Consider the following 17,993-nt stretch of genomic DNA (forward strand, 5'->3'; position numbering starts at 1 on the left):
TAATATGACAAAGACAGAACATTTATTAAACCAGATTTCAAAACTCGAACAGCAGACAGGAGTTAAACGAACAATTTTCGCCGTATGCCCAAACTCAATAGCAGTTATTAAAGCTTCTTTTCGCTCGGCCAAACGAAATAATGCTCCAATCTATTTTGCTGCAACCCTAAATCAAGTAGATAGTGACGGAGGTTATACCGGTCTAACCCAAAAGCAATTTGTAAAACTTCTCGCACAGGAAGCCGCTGCTGTCGATTACGACGGTACCTATATTATAGCGATCGATCATGGAGGTCCATGGTTGAAGGATATCCAATCCAAAGAACACTGGAGTTTGGAAAAAGCGATGAATGGCGTTAAAAAATCGTTTGAAGATGCAATATTGGCCGGCTACGATCTGATCCATGTAGATCCTACCGTCGATATTTTTCTCCCGGACGGAGAAACGATCGATATAAAAGTAGTTGTCGAACGGACAGTGGAACTTATTGAGCATACGGAACGATTCCGACGTGCCCGATCTTTACCTGCAATATCGTACGAAGTAGGAACTGAAGAAGTACATGGAGGATTGGCAGACGAAGCAGTTTTCGATACTTTTCTTGAAAATCTGAAAGCAGGTCTGGACTCTTGTGGGCTTTCTGATGTATGGCCCTGTTTTATTGTCGGCAAAGTCGGTACAGATCTGCACACCACAACCTTTGACACGTCCGTAGCCCGTAAACTCACAAAAAAAGTAAGACCGCTGGGTAGCTATATAAAGGGACATTATACTGATGGAGTTTCAAACCCGGAAGCATACCCATTAGCCGGGGTCGGAGCTGCAAATGTCGGACCCGAATTTACAATCAGTGAATATGAAGGGTTAGCAGAGCTGGAACAAATAGAGAGAGCACGGGATAAGGAGGGACAGATCGCTCAATTATCCAATATAACTTCAACACTCGAGCGTTTGGTTGGAGAATCCGGTCGTTGGCAAAAATGGCTTCAGCCCGAGGAAAAACTCTGCAGTTTTAAAGAGCTCCAAGCAGACCGCCGCGCGTGGATCATAAAAACCTGTTGTCGATATATCTGGCAACACCCTGAAGCCTTTATGGCCCGTCAAATTCTTTTCGATAACTTGACACGTCTTGGCATGGACCCACATACGACCCTCTCCTGCCGTATTGAACATGATATGGATAAATATTTTCAAGCTTTTAATCTGGTAAACCTAAATAACTCATTGTTATGAAAAAGTTTGATATAATAGCGATTGGTGAACTCAATGTTGATCTGATTCTGAATCATATCCAAAGCATGCCGGTTATTGGCAAAGAAATATTTGCAGACGATATGCTCCTTACGCTGGGCAGTTCCACTGCGATTTTTGCAGCCAATGCTGCTTCCCTAGGTATGAAAGTAGCTTTTGTGGGAATGATCGGGAAAGATAACTTCGGCGAACTGGTAAAAACAAGCCTAGAAAAACGATCTGTCTCCACCCGTTATTTAATCGAAACAGACCAATACGCTACCGGAGCGACGATTGTCTTGGCGTACGCAGAAGACCGGGCCAATATTACCTATCAAGGTAGTATGGACACAATGGGATTCAATGATATTGATCCATCGGTTTTCGAAATCACGAAACATATCCATATCTCATCGATATTTATTCAATCAGGGCTCAAACGCGATTTGCTTCGCATACTCAAGCTAGCTAAAGAGCGCGGCATAACTGTTTCACTCGATACCCAATGGGACCCAATGGAAAAATGGGACCTTGATTACACTGAGATTTTGCCTTATGTCACACTTTTTATGCCAAATGAAACCGAATTGAAAGGTTTGGCTGGTACTTCAGACTTACATGAAGCAATCGAAAAGATCCGTCCATATATTGGAGAAGCCTGTATTGTAAAATGTGGTAGCCAAGGTTCCATTCTGTTCCAAAAAGATGGAACAACCCTAGAAGCATCTCCTTTCCTCAATACAGAAGTGATAGATACGATCGGTGCCGGCGACAGTTTCAATGCAGGCTTTGTTTACAGTTATGTAAAAGGATACTCTCTGGCAGAATGTCAGCGGCTGGGAAATCTGACTGGAGCGATCAATACAACCGCAGCCGGTGGCATTGGAGCCTTTACCGATAAAAATGAGATCGAAAAAAGAGCTTTGGAAATCTTCGGTCAAACCATTCAGTTATAACTTTTATTTTCCACAAAGAAACATGAAAAGCAGCATACAGGAAACACTGAAAACATGCCGGCAAAACCGATCAGCTGTTTTGGCTACCAATTTCTATAATTACGAAACATTGTGGGCTATTCTGCAAGCGGCATCCCAAACGCAGTCAGTTGTTATTTTACAACTTACTAAAAGCTCGATCGACTACATGGGACTTGAGATGGCTGTTACGATGGGACGCCAGGGACTTGCCGATTTCGGTTTGCAAGGATGGTTACATTTGGACCATGCCAATTCCGTTCCCTTTATAAAAAGATGTCTTGATGCCGGATTCGATTCTGTGATGATCGATGCCAGTGAAAAAGATTTCGATGAAAATGTAGCCCTTACCAAGACTGTAGTGGCAATGGCCCGGCCGTATGGTGCTAATGTAGAGGCGGAACTGGGGTATATTGCTAAACTCGGGCAACCGCAACAAGGTGGCTTCACTACCCCCGAAGAGGCCCGGAAATTTGCAACACTTACAAAAGTTGATGCACTGGCGGTTGCGATTGGTTCAGCGCATGGATTTTATAAAGAAACACCACAGCTTGCAATCGACAGATTAGCCGAAATCCGTGAGGCGACAGAAGTTCCACTGGTTTTACACGGAAGTTCCGGCATCCCTTCTGTACAGGTAAGAGAGGCTATTCGTCACGGAATATGCAAAGTAAACCTGGCTACCGAAATAAAAGACCATTTCATGCAAGCACTCAAGCGAATTTTACCGGACAGTCAGGAAATAGATTTACGCAAAGTATTTCCTGCAGCAGTAGCACCGGTAGTCGAAATGTTGAAAAAGAAATACGAAATGGTAAACCTTCGATAATTAACAAGAAATGAAATACAGATTTTTTATGAATAAAACTATTTGGATTTTTTACCTGCTGATTATAGTGCACCAGGGGGTAGTAAGGGCACAGAATGTGGAGAATCTGCTACTGAAAGATTACCGTCCGGTTTCTGCATTCCGCATACCACAGGTAGAAGTAAAGAAAGCCCGATGTCCGGTGATAGATGCCCATTCGCATGATTATGCCAAGAGTAAGGAAGAGGTAGATGAATGGGTCAATACCATGGATTCGGTAGGCATCGCATTTACTCATATTATGAGTTGCAACTGGATAGGTGAACCGATCGATGTTTTTATGGAACGATATCGTGATTATCCGGATCGTTTCGGCTTTTGGTGTAGTTTCGATTATACAGGATTTGATGAACCGGATTGGGAAAAAAGAGCAATAGCTTCACTAGTACACTACCATAAACTAGGAGTGATCGGCGTAGGAGAAATGGGAGATAAAGGAGAGGGCGACCTTTATGGCTATCCTGTAGAAGGGCGAGGTATTCATATAGACCATCCACGATTGAAGCCATTGCTTGAAAAATGTGCCAGCCTTGGTATGCCAGTCAATATTCATGTGGGCGAACCGATATGGATGTACCTGCCGATAGATGCAAACAACGACGGATTAATGAACTCTGCCAATTGGCGGATCGATACTACTAAAACAAATTGCTTGGGATATGACGGCTTAATGTTACATTTCGAAAATGCATTGAAAGCAAACCCGAAAACAACCTTTATCGCCTGTCATTACCTGAATATGAATCATGATCTGCCACGTTTGGGACGGCTACTCGACCAGTACCCCAATCTCTACCTCGATATTTCGGCCCGTGTTTCGGAATCGGCAGCAACCCCTCGTGCTACGCGCGAATTCATTATCCGATATGCCGACCGCATTCTTTTCGGTACGGATAACGGCCGACGTGCACAGATGTATCGGTCAGTATTTCGAATACTGGAAAGTAACGACGAACATATCATCACTCCCGGCAACAGCCATTACTGGCCGTTGAGTGGTTTCGGGCTGCCCGACGATGTACTGAAGAAAATTTACAGAAGTAATGCTGAAAAACTTTTTAAAATTAAATCATTATGAGAAAGCTTTCAATTAAGTTATTTATCTGTGCCCTATTAGGGGGTTCCCTGAACCAGATATCGGGTCAGGATGTGGAACATTTGTTGTTAAAAGACTACAAACCGGTTTCCGTATTCAATATTCCTGCAACCTTTCCTCAAAAGGCCAAGTATCCAGTATTCGATGCGCATTCGCACAATTATGCGAAAGATAAAAAAGAAGTTGCGGAATGGGTAAAATCCATGGATGCTGCGGGAGTTCAAGTTACAAGTATCCTCAATAACAGCAAGGGGGAAGCATTCGAGGTATTGGTCGAAAAATATAGTGATTACAAAGATCGCTTTGCATTATGGTGCAGTTTCGATTATACAGGTTTTGATGAACCGGATTGGGAAAAAAGAGCTATACAAGCACTGGAAAGAAACCATCGTATGGGAGCTGTCGGAATCGGAGAAATGGGTGACAAAGGTGATGGCGACCTTTATGCCTTTCCGACAAAAGGGAAGGGCGTTCATTTGGACCATCCGCGGCTGAAACCTTTGCTCGAAAAATGTGGAGACCTCGGTATGCCAATCAGCATTCATATGGCTGATCCGATTTGGATGTACTTACCAATCGACAAAACAAATGACGGCTTAATGAACGCTTCACGGTGGAAAGTAGATACGACTCAGGTAGAATTGGGATACGAAGGACTGATGCAAAGTTTTGAACGTGCCGTAGCAGCTAATCCGAAAACAACTTTTATTGCCTGCCATTATCTCAATATGAGTCACGATCTGTCACGCCTCAGTACACTGCTCGATAAATATCCCAACCTGTATGTCGATCTGGCGGCCCGTGTATCGGAATCGGCAGCAACTCCGCGAGCAACCCGCGCATTTATCCTGAAATATGCCGACCGGATCTTGTTCGGTACCGACAACGGAATGAGCGTAAACATGTATCGCTCCGTCTATCGGATACTGGAAACGGCTGATGAACACATCATCCGCCCTGGAAACAGCTATTACTGGCCTTTGAGTGGTTTTTATCTGCCCGACGATGTCTTGAAAAAGATCTATTGGGAGAATGCGGCTAAACTATTAAAACGAAAACAACAGCAAGAGTTTTAATAATATGAAGAATCGTAAATGGTTGTTATTCATCAGTATCACAATGATAACATGGGGTATCTGGGGAGCATTCAGCGAAATTCCTGAAAAAGCGGGATTTCCGGCTACTTTTACCTATATTGCCTGGGCTTTGGCCATGATCCCATGCGCCATTGGTGCCCTCTGTATAGCTAAATGGAAATTCGATTTTAATGCCCGATCAATTCTACTCGGCTGTATGATCGGTTTTCTCGGTGCGGGTGGGCAATTACTTCTTTTCGAGGCACTCCGTTTCGGTCCAGCTTATATTGTCTTTCCTTTTATATCCATGGCTCCTGTGGTGACGATCACGCTTTCGATGGTTTTCTTGAAAGAACGGGCGGGCCGTATACAATTATTCGGTATTGCAGCAGCACTCTGTGCGATCCTTTTCCTTTCGTTGCAGGGTGACAAGTCCGATAGTCACGTAACCGGTTATCTATGGCTGTTTTTTGCCTTATTGATCTTTATCATGTGGGGTATTCAGGGATTTACAATGAAATTCGCGAATAAGACCGAAATGCAAGCCGAAAGTATCTTCGTCTATATGGCCTTCACTGCTATATGCCTAATTCCTGTCGCTTATTATATGACCAATTGGCAAGCAGAAGGGATTAATCTCAGTTGGGAATGGGCAATAAAAAGTTTTTTAATCCAGCTACTCAATGCCGTCGGTGCGTTAACACTAGTTTATGCTTATCGATATGGAAAAGCCATTCTGGTATCTCCAATGGAAGGATTGGCTCCTTTATTTACCATGGTATTGTCACTTATCATATATGCGGTGGTTCCGGATATCGTCACACAGATTGGCATGGGGCTAGCTGTTTTAGCGATGATTACTATGTCGATAGAATAAAGCGCTTTTTAGTCCTCCGATGATGTATTTAAGAGAACAAACAGAGATAAAGCAAACAAATTAAAAAGAATAAATCATGAAAGAACAACGAAGCATTATATCGCTTTTATTATTAATAGTGCTATGTACAGGATGCAGTAAAGGCATAATAATAAAAAACGGCGACTTGCAACTGGAGATAGATGAGATGATGAGAGCCAGGTTAACGTCTCTCAATAATTCGACCTCATCTTTTCATAATAATTTCATCGAATCAGATGCTTTAATAGCCACAGAGTTTACAGCCTCACTCTTTAAATTAACAAATGTATCAGAATTTAAAGAAGGAAATACGTCCGGCTATTCATTAACAGGAACTTATAACAAAGATGGCTTTTGTATCGAAAAACATCAAAAAATAACTATTCCGGAAAATTTAGAAAAAATACTCCTGATCGAAACCTATTACATAAACAGAGGGAGTAAAGATATTACTGTAAATGGCTGGAAAATGAATGAATTACATATAGATGTAGCCGATACATCCGTTTGGTCGTTCCAACCGACATCCACCAGTCGTCGAATGGATTGGATTCTGGAAGTAAAACCCGGATATTACAAAAAAAATTTCCTGGGAATGAACGATTCTGATTACGGAGGTGGTATACCAATGATCGATCTCTGGCGTCGTGATGGTGGTATCGTAACTGGACTGACTGAGAAAACATTGAAAATGATATCAATGCCTGTCCAATGGCTCACTCATGATAATCATGCATCTATTGCATTAACTTACGAATCAAAAGAAGGACGTGAAATACTTGCTGCTGGTGATACCCTACGGACTTACAATTCATTTATCGGCATTCACACCGGAGATTTTTACGAACCTCTGGATCGTTTTTCCCGTTATATGGAAACTCAAGGCATAGTCTTTCCCAAGCCCGAACCTGAAGCTTATGAAGCTGTTTGGTGCGCATGGGGATATGAACGCACATTTACTATTGAGGAAATAATCGGGACTCTTCCTAAAGTTAAGGAATTAGGATTCAAATGGGTCGATGTAGATGACGGATTTCAGATAGCAGAAGGAGACTGGGAAACAAATTCTCGTTTCCCCGGAGGTGACAAAGACATGCGTCGAATTACCGATGCAATACATCAGTATGGAATGAAAGCCAAATTATGGTGGGCTCCCTTGGCGGCAGACCCGGGAACAAAGGTCTTACAAGAAAACCCGGGAATAAAACTTAAAACCCAATGGGGATCTCCACAATATATCACATGGTGGGATAGTTATTATTTATCTCCTATTAATCCTATAACGGAGAAATATACAAACAATCTGTTAGAACGTTTTATTGTTACATGGAACTTTGACGGTCTTAAACTCGATGGACAGCACATGAATTGTTGTTTACCGGATTACAATCGTACCAGCAAACTGGAATATCCGGAACAATCGTCTGAGCTAATGCCTACATATTTCCAAAACATTTACGAAAAAGCACGAACATACAAACCCAATGCAGTCGTACAATTTTGTCCATGCGGTTGTGCAATCAACTACTTTATGATTCCATTTATGAATCAGGCAGTATCATCAGATCCTACATCCAGTTGGCAAATACGGCATAAAGCAAAGACCTATAGAGCAATTTCTGATAAACTGGCATATTATGCCGATCATGTCGAATTGAGTGACAATGGAAATGATTTTGGTACCCAGATCGGAATCGGAGGTGTTATCGGTTCAAAATTTACCTATCCCAAAGATAACCCCAATGTTCGTAAAAGTTACGTTCTGACACCAGAAAAAGAAAAGCTTTACAAAAAATGGGTAAGTATTTATAATGACAAAATGATCTCTACAGGAAACTATATCAACCTGTATGATATTGCATATGATAAGCCGGAAACCCATGTAATTAATAAAGACGGGAAAATGTATTATGCATTTTATGCCGATCAATGGAATGGCGAGCCTATCGAATTACGTGGTTTGGAAAAACGTAAATATACCGTTTGCGAATATACTTCCGATGAAAAGAAAACTTACGAAATTGACGGAGAAAATCCTGTGATAACCCCCTATTTCACAAGAAACTACCTAATAGAAGTATATTGACACAATACATCCTTATCATAAAATCCGAGAATCAATTATTTACTTTATTTATAAACCATCTAAATTTAATACCATGGATCTACAATTATTCAGAAAAGTGCATTTAATTTGTATAGGAATTCTTTTCCTTACAATCGGAACTGCATTTGCCCAGAAAACTGTAACAGGAAAGGTAACTTCGTCCGATGGGAACGAAACCTTACCCGGAGTTAATATTTTAATTAAAGGAACCTCTTCTGGAACAGTTACAGATATTGACGGAGGATACACACTCAGCGATGTACCTTCTGATGCGACATTAGTCTTTTCATATGTCGGATACACTACAGTCGAAGAAATCGTAGGAGACAGGACTACAATTAATGTAGTCATGGGGTCCAGTGAAGTTCTGGATGAAGTTGTCGTTATCGGATATACAAGCGTAAGAAAGGCTGTAATGACAAGTTCGGCAACCACATTGAACAGCGAAGCCATAACTGACAACGTTACATCAGACTTCGGCTCAATGCTTCAAGGTAAAGTCTCTGGATTGATGGTAACCAACAGCAGTGGTGCCCCTGGTTCGGAGGCTAATTTAGTTATTCGCGGCGTGGGAACTATTACCGCCGGGAAAAGTCCCTTATTCGTAGTTGACGGTATCCCGGGGGGTACCTACGATCCCAACGACGTAGAAACAGTAACAGTCTTAAAAGATGTCGGTTCTACTGCCATCTATGGAGCAGAAGGAGCAAACGGTGTTATCGTAATTACCACCAAACAAGGAAAACGGAATCAGGCACCCAAAATAACAGTAAGAGTGAATGCAGCCCTTACTCAAGCTCTTTTCGGCAGATTCAAGCCCATGGATGGAGAAGAACTCTACAATCTATGGGAATCATGGGGGATACCTAATTTCGAAGCAGACTTTCCACAAACTCTCAAACAACGGAATTATGATTGGTTAGGCAACACATTCAAAACAGGTAATGCCCAAGATTACTATGCCTCAGTTACAGGTGGAACAAAAAACACCTCGTATATGGTCAGTCTCAACCATTACAATCAAAAAGGGACAATGCCCGGTACATCCTATAAACGAAGCAACATACGTTTAAATTTCAACGCACAACTTTCCAGTACTCTTGATCTAAGCGTTCGCATGAACATGCGTGAAAACAAGAAAAACAACCTTTGGTCAAACACATTCAGTGAAATGGCTTATCGCGGTATTCCCTGGGATAACCCATTCGACGAAAACGGCGATCCTGTCAATATTGCAGGGATACCGACAGCAGACCAAAGATGGTTTTATGCGAACCGCCAGAATCCCTGGCACGGTTACCAATATAATTATAATAAGGAAGGCGGCACGCGCATGAACCTTGATCTTGTGCTTAATTGGCATATTCTCCCATGGTTAACAGCAACCAATACCGTACGTTTAGAACGGGCACAACGTTGGGAAAAAGTTTACTATGATTCACGAGATGCCAGCCAGACTTGGAACGGTATCACTCAAGGAAGTCATATAGAAGATAACTCCTCCTATCCGCTAGGCGGTTATAAAAACACAACGCTCCTCAAAGCTTCACATCGCATAGGGAACCATGATTTGGGAGGTCTTGTAGGATATGAGTTCAGTGAAGACAAAGGGGATTATAGATTTGGAGCAACTGCCGATCAACAACCAATAGGAATGGAAATTGTATCCGCCGGTGCTGCAACCACTATGCGTGCAACAGGCGGTTATGCAACTCCGAGAGCGACCTGGTCTGCCTTTACGCAGTTAAACTACTCTTATTCCGACAAATACATCGCAACAGCATCATTTCGCGCAGATGCAAGCAGTCGTTTTGCCCCCAATAATCGTGTAGGTTTCTTTCCTTCTATGAGTGTCGGATGGCTAGCCTCCAACGAAAAATTTCTTAAAGGAAACAAAGTTTTGACATTCCTCAAAATTCGCGGAAGCTTTGGTTTAACAGGTAATGCCGATATTGGTGATTTTGCCTATATGGACGCTTACACATTTTCAGGTGTTACTTATCTAGGTAATCCGGGAGCTCAACCCTCGAGCCTTGCAAACCCAGACCTTGGATGGGAAAAATGTTTAATGACATCAGGAGGTATAGATTTTAAGCTTTTCAACTGGCTTGAAGGTAGTATCGATCTTTACAGAAACCTCAACTCGGATCTTCTGTTTAGTGCTCCAGAAGCTCCCAGCACCGGTTTTTACAGCTACTTGAGAAATATCGGAAAGATCAGTAACAAGGGTATTGAAGTTCAATTAACCAGTACAAATATTGAAAATAAAAACCTAAAGTGGACAACCTCATTCAATATCGGGTTCAATAAAAACCGAGTGGAAAAATTACCCGGAGGTGAACCAGGAAAACCCGGTACACCTATCATGGTCGGTGCGGCAGACGCTGCACGGCAACGATTGGAAGAAGGGCATGAATTATATGCTTGGTATATGCCGGAATGGCGTGGAGTAGACCCGGCTAACGGAGATCCCCTTTGGACTTCAGAAGACGGAGGCGTAACCAATGACTATTCAAAAGCTAAAATCGATTGGCTGGGCTCTTCTCCTACTCCTAAATTTTCAGGAGGTTTACTAAATAACTTATCTTATAAAGGCTTCACTTTCGGTATGAACATTTTATTCGTATATGGAAATAAGATTTATAACGGAGCACGCGCTTCCATGGATAACGACGGTCGTCAGGCCCAATATAATCAGATGTCATTAGATAATGGTCTAGGATGGAGCAGATGGGAAAAACCCGGAGATATTGCCACTCATCCGCTACCGGTTTATGGTGGTAACAAAAATTCCACAAACCCCTCATCCCGTTTCCTGGAAAATGGAAGTTATTTACGTATACGTAATATCAATATTGGGTACAATATACCGGAAAAGGTGCTAAGCAAGTTGTATATCAAAAATGCCAGAGTATTTCTCAGTGGTGACAATCTGCTAACATTCAGCAAATTCTCAGGTCCTGATCCGGAAACAGATCTTACGGCAAGTGGCATCTCCAATGTCGCAGGTTCTATTAACTATATATACCCGTCTAACCGAACTTTTTCACTCGGTGTTGAATTAAATTTCTAATATAAACTAAAATGATCATTTATCATGAAAAATAAATTTTTAATACTAGCAACCACTATTTTAGGCATATCCTTGTCATCTTGTGTGGATATGGATTTGACTCCTGAGTCAACTATGACTTCAGACCAATTGGCCAATGATCCAACAGGTATCGAATATGCTACTATAGGAGCTTACAGATGGTTCAAAACAAATCGTTCGGGAATGGCCGGCGGTTCATCCAGCAGAGACGTTTATGCAAGAAATTGGTTTCAAATGAACGAATTCCGGGGTGACAACGTTTTTATTGCCGGAGTTACCACCGACCCTTTTATGAAATCATATGAATATACGGATCAGAATACTGAAGCGACATGTCGTTATATGTGGTACTCTTCTTATTCTATACTGAATATTTTAAATACAAATATTAGAATAGGAACTGAAGGACTGTCCGAAAAAAATGATCATATTCTTGGAGAAAACTATTTTCTACGTGCCCTAGTATATATGAATCTTTGCGACCTGTTTGCTCGTCCATATTCCCAGGGCGCAGACAATCCCGCAGTCGTACTTCGTACGGAAGAACCTACAACCGGTGAAATAACAAGGGCATCTATTGGAGAAGTTTATGCCCAAATCGAAAAAGATCTTAATAAGGCAATTCAACTAATGGGTAATTATCGTCGTTCAGACAATGCTAGTTACGCATGGAAAGGTTCTGCCCAAGGTCTTTTATCCAGATTATACCTCTATATGGGCCGAAATCAAGATGTTGTAAATATCGTAAATGAAATGTTAAATGGTAAAACTCCGGAAGACGTTCTCGATCCTGATCTTGCCACTTACTTCACACGGACACAGACCTCACGGGAAACACTCTGGTGCATTGGATACCTTGCAAACGAAACTCAAGGGAATAGTTCTGTTGCCTCCATGTATCTCAATGATCCGGCAAGTGGTGCTGGTTGGGGTGAGATTTATCCGTCCGATCCTATGTACGAATTATTCAACCGATATGCAGACGATGATATACGTTGGAAAGACTTCCATCTATTCCAGCCGATCCCTACTCCTGGAGTTACTTTCAATGGTGAAAATGTCAAATGGATGGCTAATTGGCCGGTTCCTAATCCCACCAGTTGGTATTACGGATCTCAATATCGTTATCTAGCAGAAGATGCCGGGGGGAAATATATTATCTTCAGTAATAATCCCGGATTAAACAATCCTGTCCCTGATGATTATTTCACTAACACTAGTGCTAAAATATATATTAAGGAAGAAATAATAAATACTTATCCCAAATACTTCTTCACATACAATGGGAATAAGATTAACGTAACAATTACCCCTGCAACCAATAATCGTATGAGTTACAGAAAAATATTCAACACGAAGTTCTCATATCAGGATGGGGATGCCATGTTATGTTCTTATCCGATGATCAGATGGGGAGAGATAATCTTAAACCGAGCAGAAGCTTATGCAAAATTAAACAATTCCACAGCAGCATTAGCTGACGTGAATGTTATTCGTAGCCGTGCCGGTCTTTCCGGAGAGCAGTTAATGACAACCAGTAATATGACAGCCCGGGGATATACGGATATATTGGATGTTGTCCTTGACGAACGTCGCCTTGAACTAGCATATGAGGGTTTCCGCTGGAAAGATCTTTTCCGCAATAATAAACCGATGGATCGTCGTTACGCTGGTACACATCCCTGGGAGATTATCCAGCCAACCGACTTACGAATACCACATCAGATATCCGGAGACGAGACACTGATTAATCCCGGTGTCGTGCCTAATCCCAGATAATACAGAGAGGTAAATACATAAAAAGAGAGTATCTTAAAATGCTATATCAAAAAGTTTTTTTAAGCATACTCTCTTTTCTATAAATCCAAACGAATATGTTTGGTATGATTATCCTGAATATTTATCAGTAATTACTGTATAAATACCTCTTTATGCTCTTCTTCGGTGTTTTCTCAAACTCTGTAGGATACAATTGTATTTCCGAAACAAATTCATACGAAGCCAACTGTTTATTCAGTTCAGTCCGGTTCTGCTCCATAATGACCGGAAGGTCGGTATGCGAGATCCCGGTACCGTCCACAGTGTCATAATCGGGATAGACCAAAGCCACCAGTTTGCCGTTTTTCTCGATAACGATACTTTCCATCACAAAAGGCAGGTTGTTTATCTTCGACTCGATCTCTTCCGGATAGATATTCTGTCCGCTTGCACCCAGGATCATCGTCTTGCTACGGCCACGGATAAAGATACGGTTATCATGATCGATCGTACCCAGGTCGCCGGTATGGAGCCAGCCGTCTTCGGTAAAGGCATTCTTCGTTGCCTCTTCATTCTTATAATATCCTTTCATCACATTCTCTCCGCGAACCTGGATCTCCCCTACCTTATTATATGGATCGTCAGAATCGATGCGGACTTCCATTATTCCTTTCAGCACCTGTCCACAAGAACCCGGAACGTATTCATCGTTATGATCGTAGCTGATCAGCGGGCCGCACTCTGTCATTCCGTAACCGATCGTAAAAGGGAACTTGATCTTATAAAGGAAATCCGTTACCTCCTGGTTCATGGCGGCACCACCGACAATCACTTCACGGAAACGGCTGCCCATAGCATCCACGAGATGTTTGCGTATCTGCGCATAGATACGTGAGTCCAGCAAAGGTATATTCAAGGCCAGCTTCATCGTCGTCTTGCTCAGCTGGGGAAGGATCATTTTCTTATAGATCTTTTCAAGGATCAACGGGACAGTCAGGATCAGGTTCGGCTTCACCTCTTCAAATGCTTTCAACAGGATCTTCGGGGAAGGAACTTTACCCAACATATATACATGGGCTCCCACAGCCATCGGCACAAGGAAGTTGAAAGCACAGCTATAAGCATGAGCCAACGGAAGGAAACATAATTCGCGGTCGCCGCGATACATCAGGTCGAGTGTCATGGCATACGTCACATTCCCTGCCAGGTTATTACCGGTCAGCATGACGCCTTTACTGAAACCGGTAGTCCCGGAAGTATAGTTCAGCAATACCACCTTGTCATTATCCAGCTCGGCATATTTGATATCCTCTTTGGAAAATCCTTTCGGATACTTCTCCGCCATTTTTTCATCCATCGACTTCATCAGCTTCTGGATACTCTCGCCGTCACGCTGATGCAGGCAACGGAAATCGGAAAGGGAAAACACACCGCGTATCTCCTCGATCTTATCTTCTTCCAGTGAATCCCAGATACGGTCGCTGACAAAAAGGAATACCGACTCGGAATGGTTGATTATATGATGTACATCATTCGGATTGAAGTCCTGCAGGATAGGCACAATAATCGCTCCATACGTAACAGCCGCCATATAGACAATGCACCAACGGGCACTGTCTTTCCCGATCAGGGCAATCTTGTCGCCCCGGCGGATCTGACATTCCTCAAACAGAATATGGATGCGGGCAATTTCCTTCGCCACATCTTCAAATGTAAAAGTAACGTTCTTACTATAGTCGGTCAGAGCAGGTAATGACCAGTTCTCTTTGAAACTGTTCTCGTATATCTTAATGAAGTTTTCTTGTATCATAGCACAAATGCTTATATTTTGTGCAAAAATAAAGACTCTCCGGCAGATACACAACAGATAGACTGAGTTTAACCCTTATACTTCACCAACATGACCACCGGATTCGATTCTTCATCCAACTCAGCCGCAATTTCTTTCAGCTTGCCTTTCAACTCTCCCTTTTCGTAGGCTTCAACAAGCTCCGGGGCATCTAAAGAATAACAGGTAGCTATCTTCTGATCCACGGTTCCTTCTATTTCCTGTCCTAATGAGACTTGTTTCTTTTTTGAATAATCATCATTGTAGACGGTATATTGGAAAATAGCATTTTCCTGCTTGTCATACATCAAGTCGGTATTGGGGAATCCTTTGAACGTTGTAAAGTTTACTTCCTTTTTCATAGCGCGCATGAAACAATAACGGTCGGTAATAACAGTCGGGAACAGAAATACCTTAGTCTCCATAGCGTGTATAGAAGGAGTTCTTACAATAAAGGGAGTCAGGTTATTATCCGGCGAATAATTATATATCGTATCGGACGACGTATTTACAAGTGCCCAGTTGCCACGACTGGGAGATGTCAGGAAGTATGCAGGCATAATAGTCAACTCATCCTTTGTTATGACCGGTGTTTCATATTCTTTAAAAGGAATACGAATTTCATGGGTGACACTTCCATCCTGCTTGGAGATAATCAAATGACAGGCTTGTTCGTCTTCTTTCGGGGTATAATATTTCTTATAGCAAATCAAATGATCCCGGTCATAATTGAAAATGTCATCATAATAACCGGTATCTGCAAATTTGAAACTTCTCTTAAAATTACCGGACAAGTCATACACCAGTATTTTTCTGGGAGAATGGTCTTTGATATAGATTTCGTTGTTATCCTCATCAAGGATAATCCTTGAAACCGATGAATATTCCTCAGCACCTTGTCCCAGACGGTTTATCTTTCTTATCCCTTTCCCTGTCCGGTCAAAAACAAAGATATTCCCGTCATTCCGGTTTCTTATCAATAGGACATGCTTACCGACCGCTTCCACTATACCGTGGGTAATAAACTCGTCGGAAGTTTCCAGCGGAATGTATTCTACATCCATAAAGTCCTGAAGGATCAGTTCTTTTTCAGGGTAGCTAGCGGTGACATCGACTGTGATAATCTCGTCTGTTTGGGAACCGGACTGATTGCATCCCGTGCATCCTACTATTGTAAGAAGGATGATTGCCAGATTTGCATTTAATTTTTTCATGACTTCTTGTTTGTTGTGAATACATTATTACAAACGCATACTGAAATACGAATAATTCGTACGAAATATACGTACTATAAGAAAAACAAACAACTAAATAGACATTACGCCCTCAACTATTAACAATCTTTATTGGTCTATTCCCCTATTATTAAGAAATTGTTTTGAATTTATAATCTGATTCGTTTTTTGCCAGAGATGAGCCTTCAAACCCTTGTCAGGGTTCCGCACTATTTCAGCCTCACTATTTTCTATATTTAATCGCGAAGCCTGGTTTTAACTTCCTTATAGTAGGTATTTCCCCATTACAGTGGGTATTTTCCCCCATTATAATGGGTATTATTCCCCATTGTAGTGGGGAAAGTTCCCCACGCAAGTGAAAAATGTGGGGAGTTTATGATAGGGAAAAAACATTCCTTGGCTATTAGTTATCTAAATGGCATGCACTGAACCCACATAAAGCGTCTACAACATACATGTCAATAATTTTCGCTACATTTGCGCGATAATTCAATCGCAATGATAGACAAAACCGTATTTGAAAATAAGATAGCTGCTTATTATACCCTGGGCTGTAAGCTCAATTTCGCAGAAACCTCTACCATCGGGAAGGTACTGGCAGAACAGGGCGTACGCAAAGCCCGTGCGGGTGAGAAAGCAGATATTTGTGTTGTAAATACCTGCTCGGTAACGGAACTGGCCGATAAGAAATGCCGCCAGGCCATCCGCCGGATCAGCAAGCAGCATCCCGGAGCCTTTATGGTAGTGACCGGTTGCTATGCCCAGCTCAAGCCCGAAGAAGTAGCCCATATCGAAGGGGTCGACCTGGTATTGGGCGCCGAACAAAAGCTGGATATATTAATGTATCTGGACGACCTGAAAAAGAAAGAAAGTGATGGCGCCATCATCGCTTCCGAAAGTAAAGATATCCGTAGCTTCTCTCCTTCCTGCTCGGCAGACGACCGTACCCGTCATTTTCTGAAAGTACAGGACGGATGCGACTACTACTGCTCCTACTGTACCATACCTTTTGCCCGCGGACGAAGCCGCAACGGTACTATCGCCAGCATGGTGGAGCAGGCCCGGGAAGTAGCCCGCAAAAGCGGAAAAGAGATCGTGTTGACGGGAGTCAATATCGGCGACTTCGGCAAGTCTACCGGTGAAACATTCATCGACCTGATCCGCGCCCTCGACGAGGTGGAAGGTATCGTACGCTACCGTATCTCTTCCATCGAGCCCAACCTGATTACGGACGAGGCCATCGACTTCGTAGCTTCCAGCAAACGTTTCGCCCCGCATTTCCATATCCCTCTACAAAGCGGAAGCGACGACGTACTGAAACTGATGCGCCGCCGTTACGATACCGAACTGTTCCGTCATAAGATAGAAAAGATCAAAGAGATCATGCCGCATGCCTTTATCGGCGTGGATGTGATTGTCGGTACCCGTGGCGAGACAGACGAGTTCTTCGAAGATGCCCGTACCTTTATCGACAGCCTGGATATAAGCCAGTTGCATGTGTTCAGCTATTCCGAACGTCCCGGCACACAGGCGCTGAAGATCGCCCATTCGGTAGACCCGAAAGTGAAACATGCCCGTAGTCAGCAACTGTTGGATATCTCCGACAGGAAACTACATGCCTTTTATGACGCCCATATCGGTAGCCAGGCGGAAGTCCTGTTCGAGCATACCCGCAAAGACGGCCGGATGCACGGCTTTACTGAGAACTATATTAAAGTAGAGATACCTTACGACAATTCACTGGTTAACGAAACCCGCCGGGTGACGCTGACCGGATGGAATGAAGACCGTACCGCACTGAATTGCGAACTAGTAACTATCGGTTGAT

12 protein-coding genes are annotated in these 17,993 nt (G+C 42.6%); 10 read left to right on the top strand and 2 right to left on the bottom strand.

The features are described 5' to 3' along the window. Nucleotides 1–4: 4 nt before the first annotated feature. From HMPREF1212_RS23335 to HMPREF1212_RS23375, 9 genes are all read left to right on the top strand, one after another. Nucleotides 5–1,234 carry a class II D-tagatose-bisphosphate aldolase non-catalytic subunit gene (locus tag HMPREF1212_RS23335; RefSeq protein ID WP_046151370.1) on the top strand — a complete coding sequence of 410 codons (1,230 nt, stop codon included), beginning with the start codon at nucleotides 5–7 and terminating at the stop codon, nucleotides 1,232–1,234. Next, nucleotides 1,231–2,187 carry a carbohydrate kinase family protein gene (locus HMPREF1212_RS23340; protein WP_028726972.1) on the top strand — a complete coding sequence of 319 codons (957 nt, stop codon included), beginning with the start codon at nucleotides 1,231–1,233 and terminating at the stop codon, nucleotides 2,185–2,187. The genes HMPREF1212_RS23335 and HMPREF1212_RS23340 overlap by 4 nt, the downstream gene beginning before the upstream one ends. 22 nt (nucleotides 2,188–2,209) lie before the next feature. Beyond that, nucleotides 2,210–3,034 carry a class II fructose-bisphosphate aldolase gene (locus tag HMPREF1212_RS23345; RefSeq protein WP_044191720.1) on the top strand — a complete coding sequence of 275 codons (825 nt, stop codon included), beginning with the start codon at nucleotides 2,210–2,212 and terminating at the stop codon, nucleotides 3,032–3,034. Nucleotides 3,035–3,062: 28 nt separating this feature from the next. After that, nucleotides 3,063–4,151, top strand: coding sequence for an amidohydrolase family protein (locus tag HMPREF1212_RS23350; RefSeq protein WP_052725103.1), 1,089 nt, complete (start codon nucleotides 3,063–3,065; stop codon nucleotides 4,149–4,151). Further along, nucleotides 4,148–5,245 carry an amidohydrolase family protein gene (locus HMPREF1212_RS23355; protein ID WP_052725104.1) on the top strand — a complete coding sequence of 366 codons (1,098 nt, stop codon included), beginning with the start codon at nucleotides 4,148–4,150 and terminating at the stop codon, nucleotides 5,243–5,245. Before HMPREF1212_RS23350 ends, HMPREF1212_RS23355 begins: the two co-directional genes overlap by 4 nt. Nucleotides 5,246–5,249: 4 nt before the next feature. Next, nucleotides 5,250–6,122 carry a DMT family transporter gene (locus HMPREF1212_RS23360; protein WP_046151372.1) on the top strand — a complete coding sequence of 291 codons (873 nt, stop codon included), beginning with the start codon at nucleotides 5,250–5,252 and terminating at the stop codon, nucleotides 6,120–6,122. A 76-nt stretch (nucleotides 6,123–6,198) separates the two neighbouring features. Beyond that, entirely contained in the window at nucleotides 6,199–8,229 is a 2,031-nt protein-coding gene (locus HMPREF1212_RS23365) for a glycoside hydrolase family 36 protein (RefSeq protein ID WP_046151373.1), read from the top strand. A gap of 73 nt (nucleotides 8,230–8,302) precedes the next feature. Further along, on the top strand, nucleotides 8,303–11,323 hold the full coding sequence (locus tag HMPREF1212_RS23370) for a SusC/RagA family TonB-linked outer membrane protein (RefSeq protein ID WP_028726966.1): 3,021 nt from the start codon (nucleotides 8,303–8,305) through the stop codon (nucleotides 11,321–11,323). 90 nt (nucleotides 11,324–11,413) lie between these two features. Further along, complete coding sequence (locus HMPREF1212_RS23375; protein ID WP_198293304.1) at nucleotides 11,414–13,123, top strand: RagB/SusD family nutrient uptake outer membrane protein; 1,710 nt, start codon at nucleotides 11,414–11,416, stop codon at nucleotides 13,121–13,123. Nucleotides 13,124–13,247: 124 nt separating this feature from the next. Here the strand turns inward: HMPREF1212_RS23375 and HMPREF1212_RS23380 are convergent, their stop codons facing one another. Together HMPREF1212_RS23380 and HMPREF1212_RS23385 are read right to left on the bottom strand one after the other, a co-directional pair. Next, on the bottom strand, nucleotides 13,248–14,912 hold the full coding sequence (locus tag HMPREF1212_RS23380) for an AMP-binding protein (RefSeq protein WP_046151375.1): 1,665 nt from the start codon (nucleotides 14,910–14,912) through the stop codon (nucleotides 13,248–13,250). A gap of 68 nt (nucleotides 14,913–14,980) precedes the next feature. Next, nucleotides 14,981–16,144, bottom strand: coding sequence for a 6-bladed beta-propeller (locus HMPREF1212_RS23385; protein WP_046151376.1), 1,164 nt, complete (start codon nucleotides 16,142–16,144; stop codon nucleotides 14,981–14,983). A 519-nt stretch (nucleotides 16,145–16,663) separates the two neighbouring features. Between HMPREF1212_RS23385 and mtaB the strand changes: the two genes are divergently transcribed. Next, nucleotides 16,664–17,992 (top strand): tRNA (N(6)-L-threonylcarbamoyladenosine(37)-C(2))-methylthiotransferase MtaB, encoded by a 1,329-nt coding sequence (gene mtaB, locus HMPREF1212_RS23390; protein WP_046151377.1) that lies wholly within the window; start codon nucleotides 16,664–16,666, stop codon nucleotides 17,990–17,992. The last annotated feature ends 1 nt before the right edge of the window (nucleotide 17,993 follow it).

It is taken from the genome of Parabacteroides sp. HGS0025, from assembly GCF_000969845.1.
GTDB lineage: Bacteria > Bacteroidota > Bacteroidia > Bacteroidales > Tannerellaceae > Parabacteroides > Parabacteroides gordonii.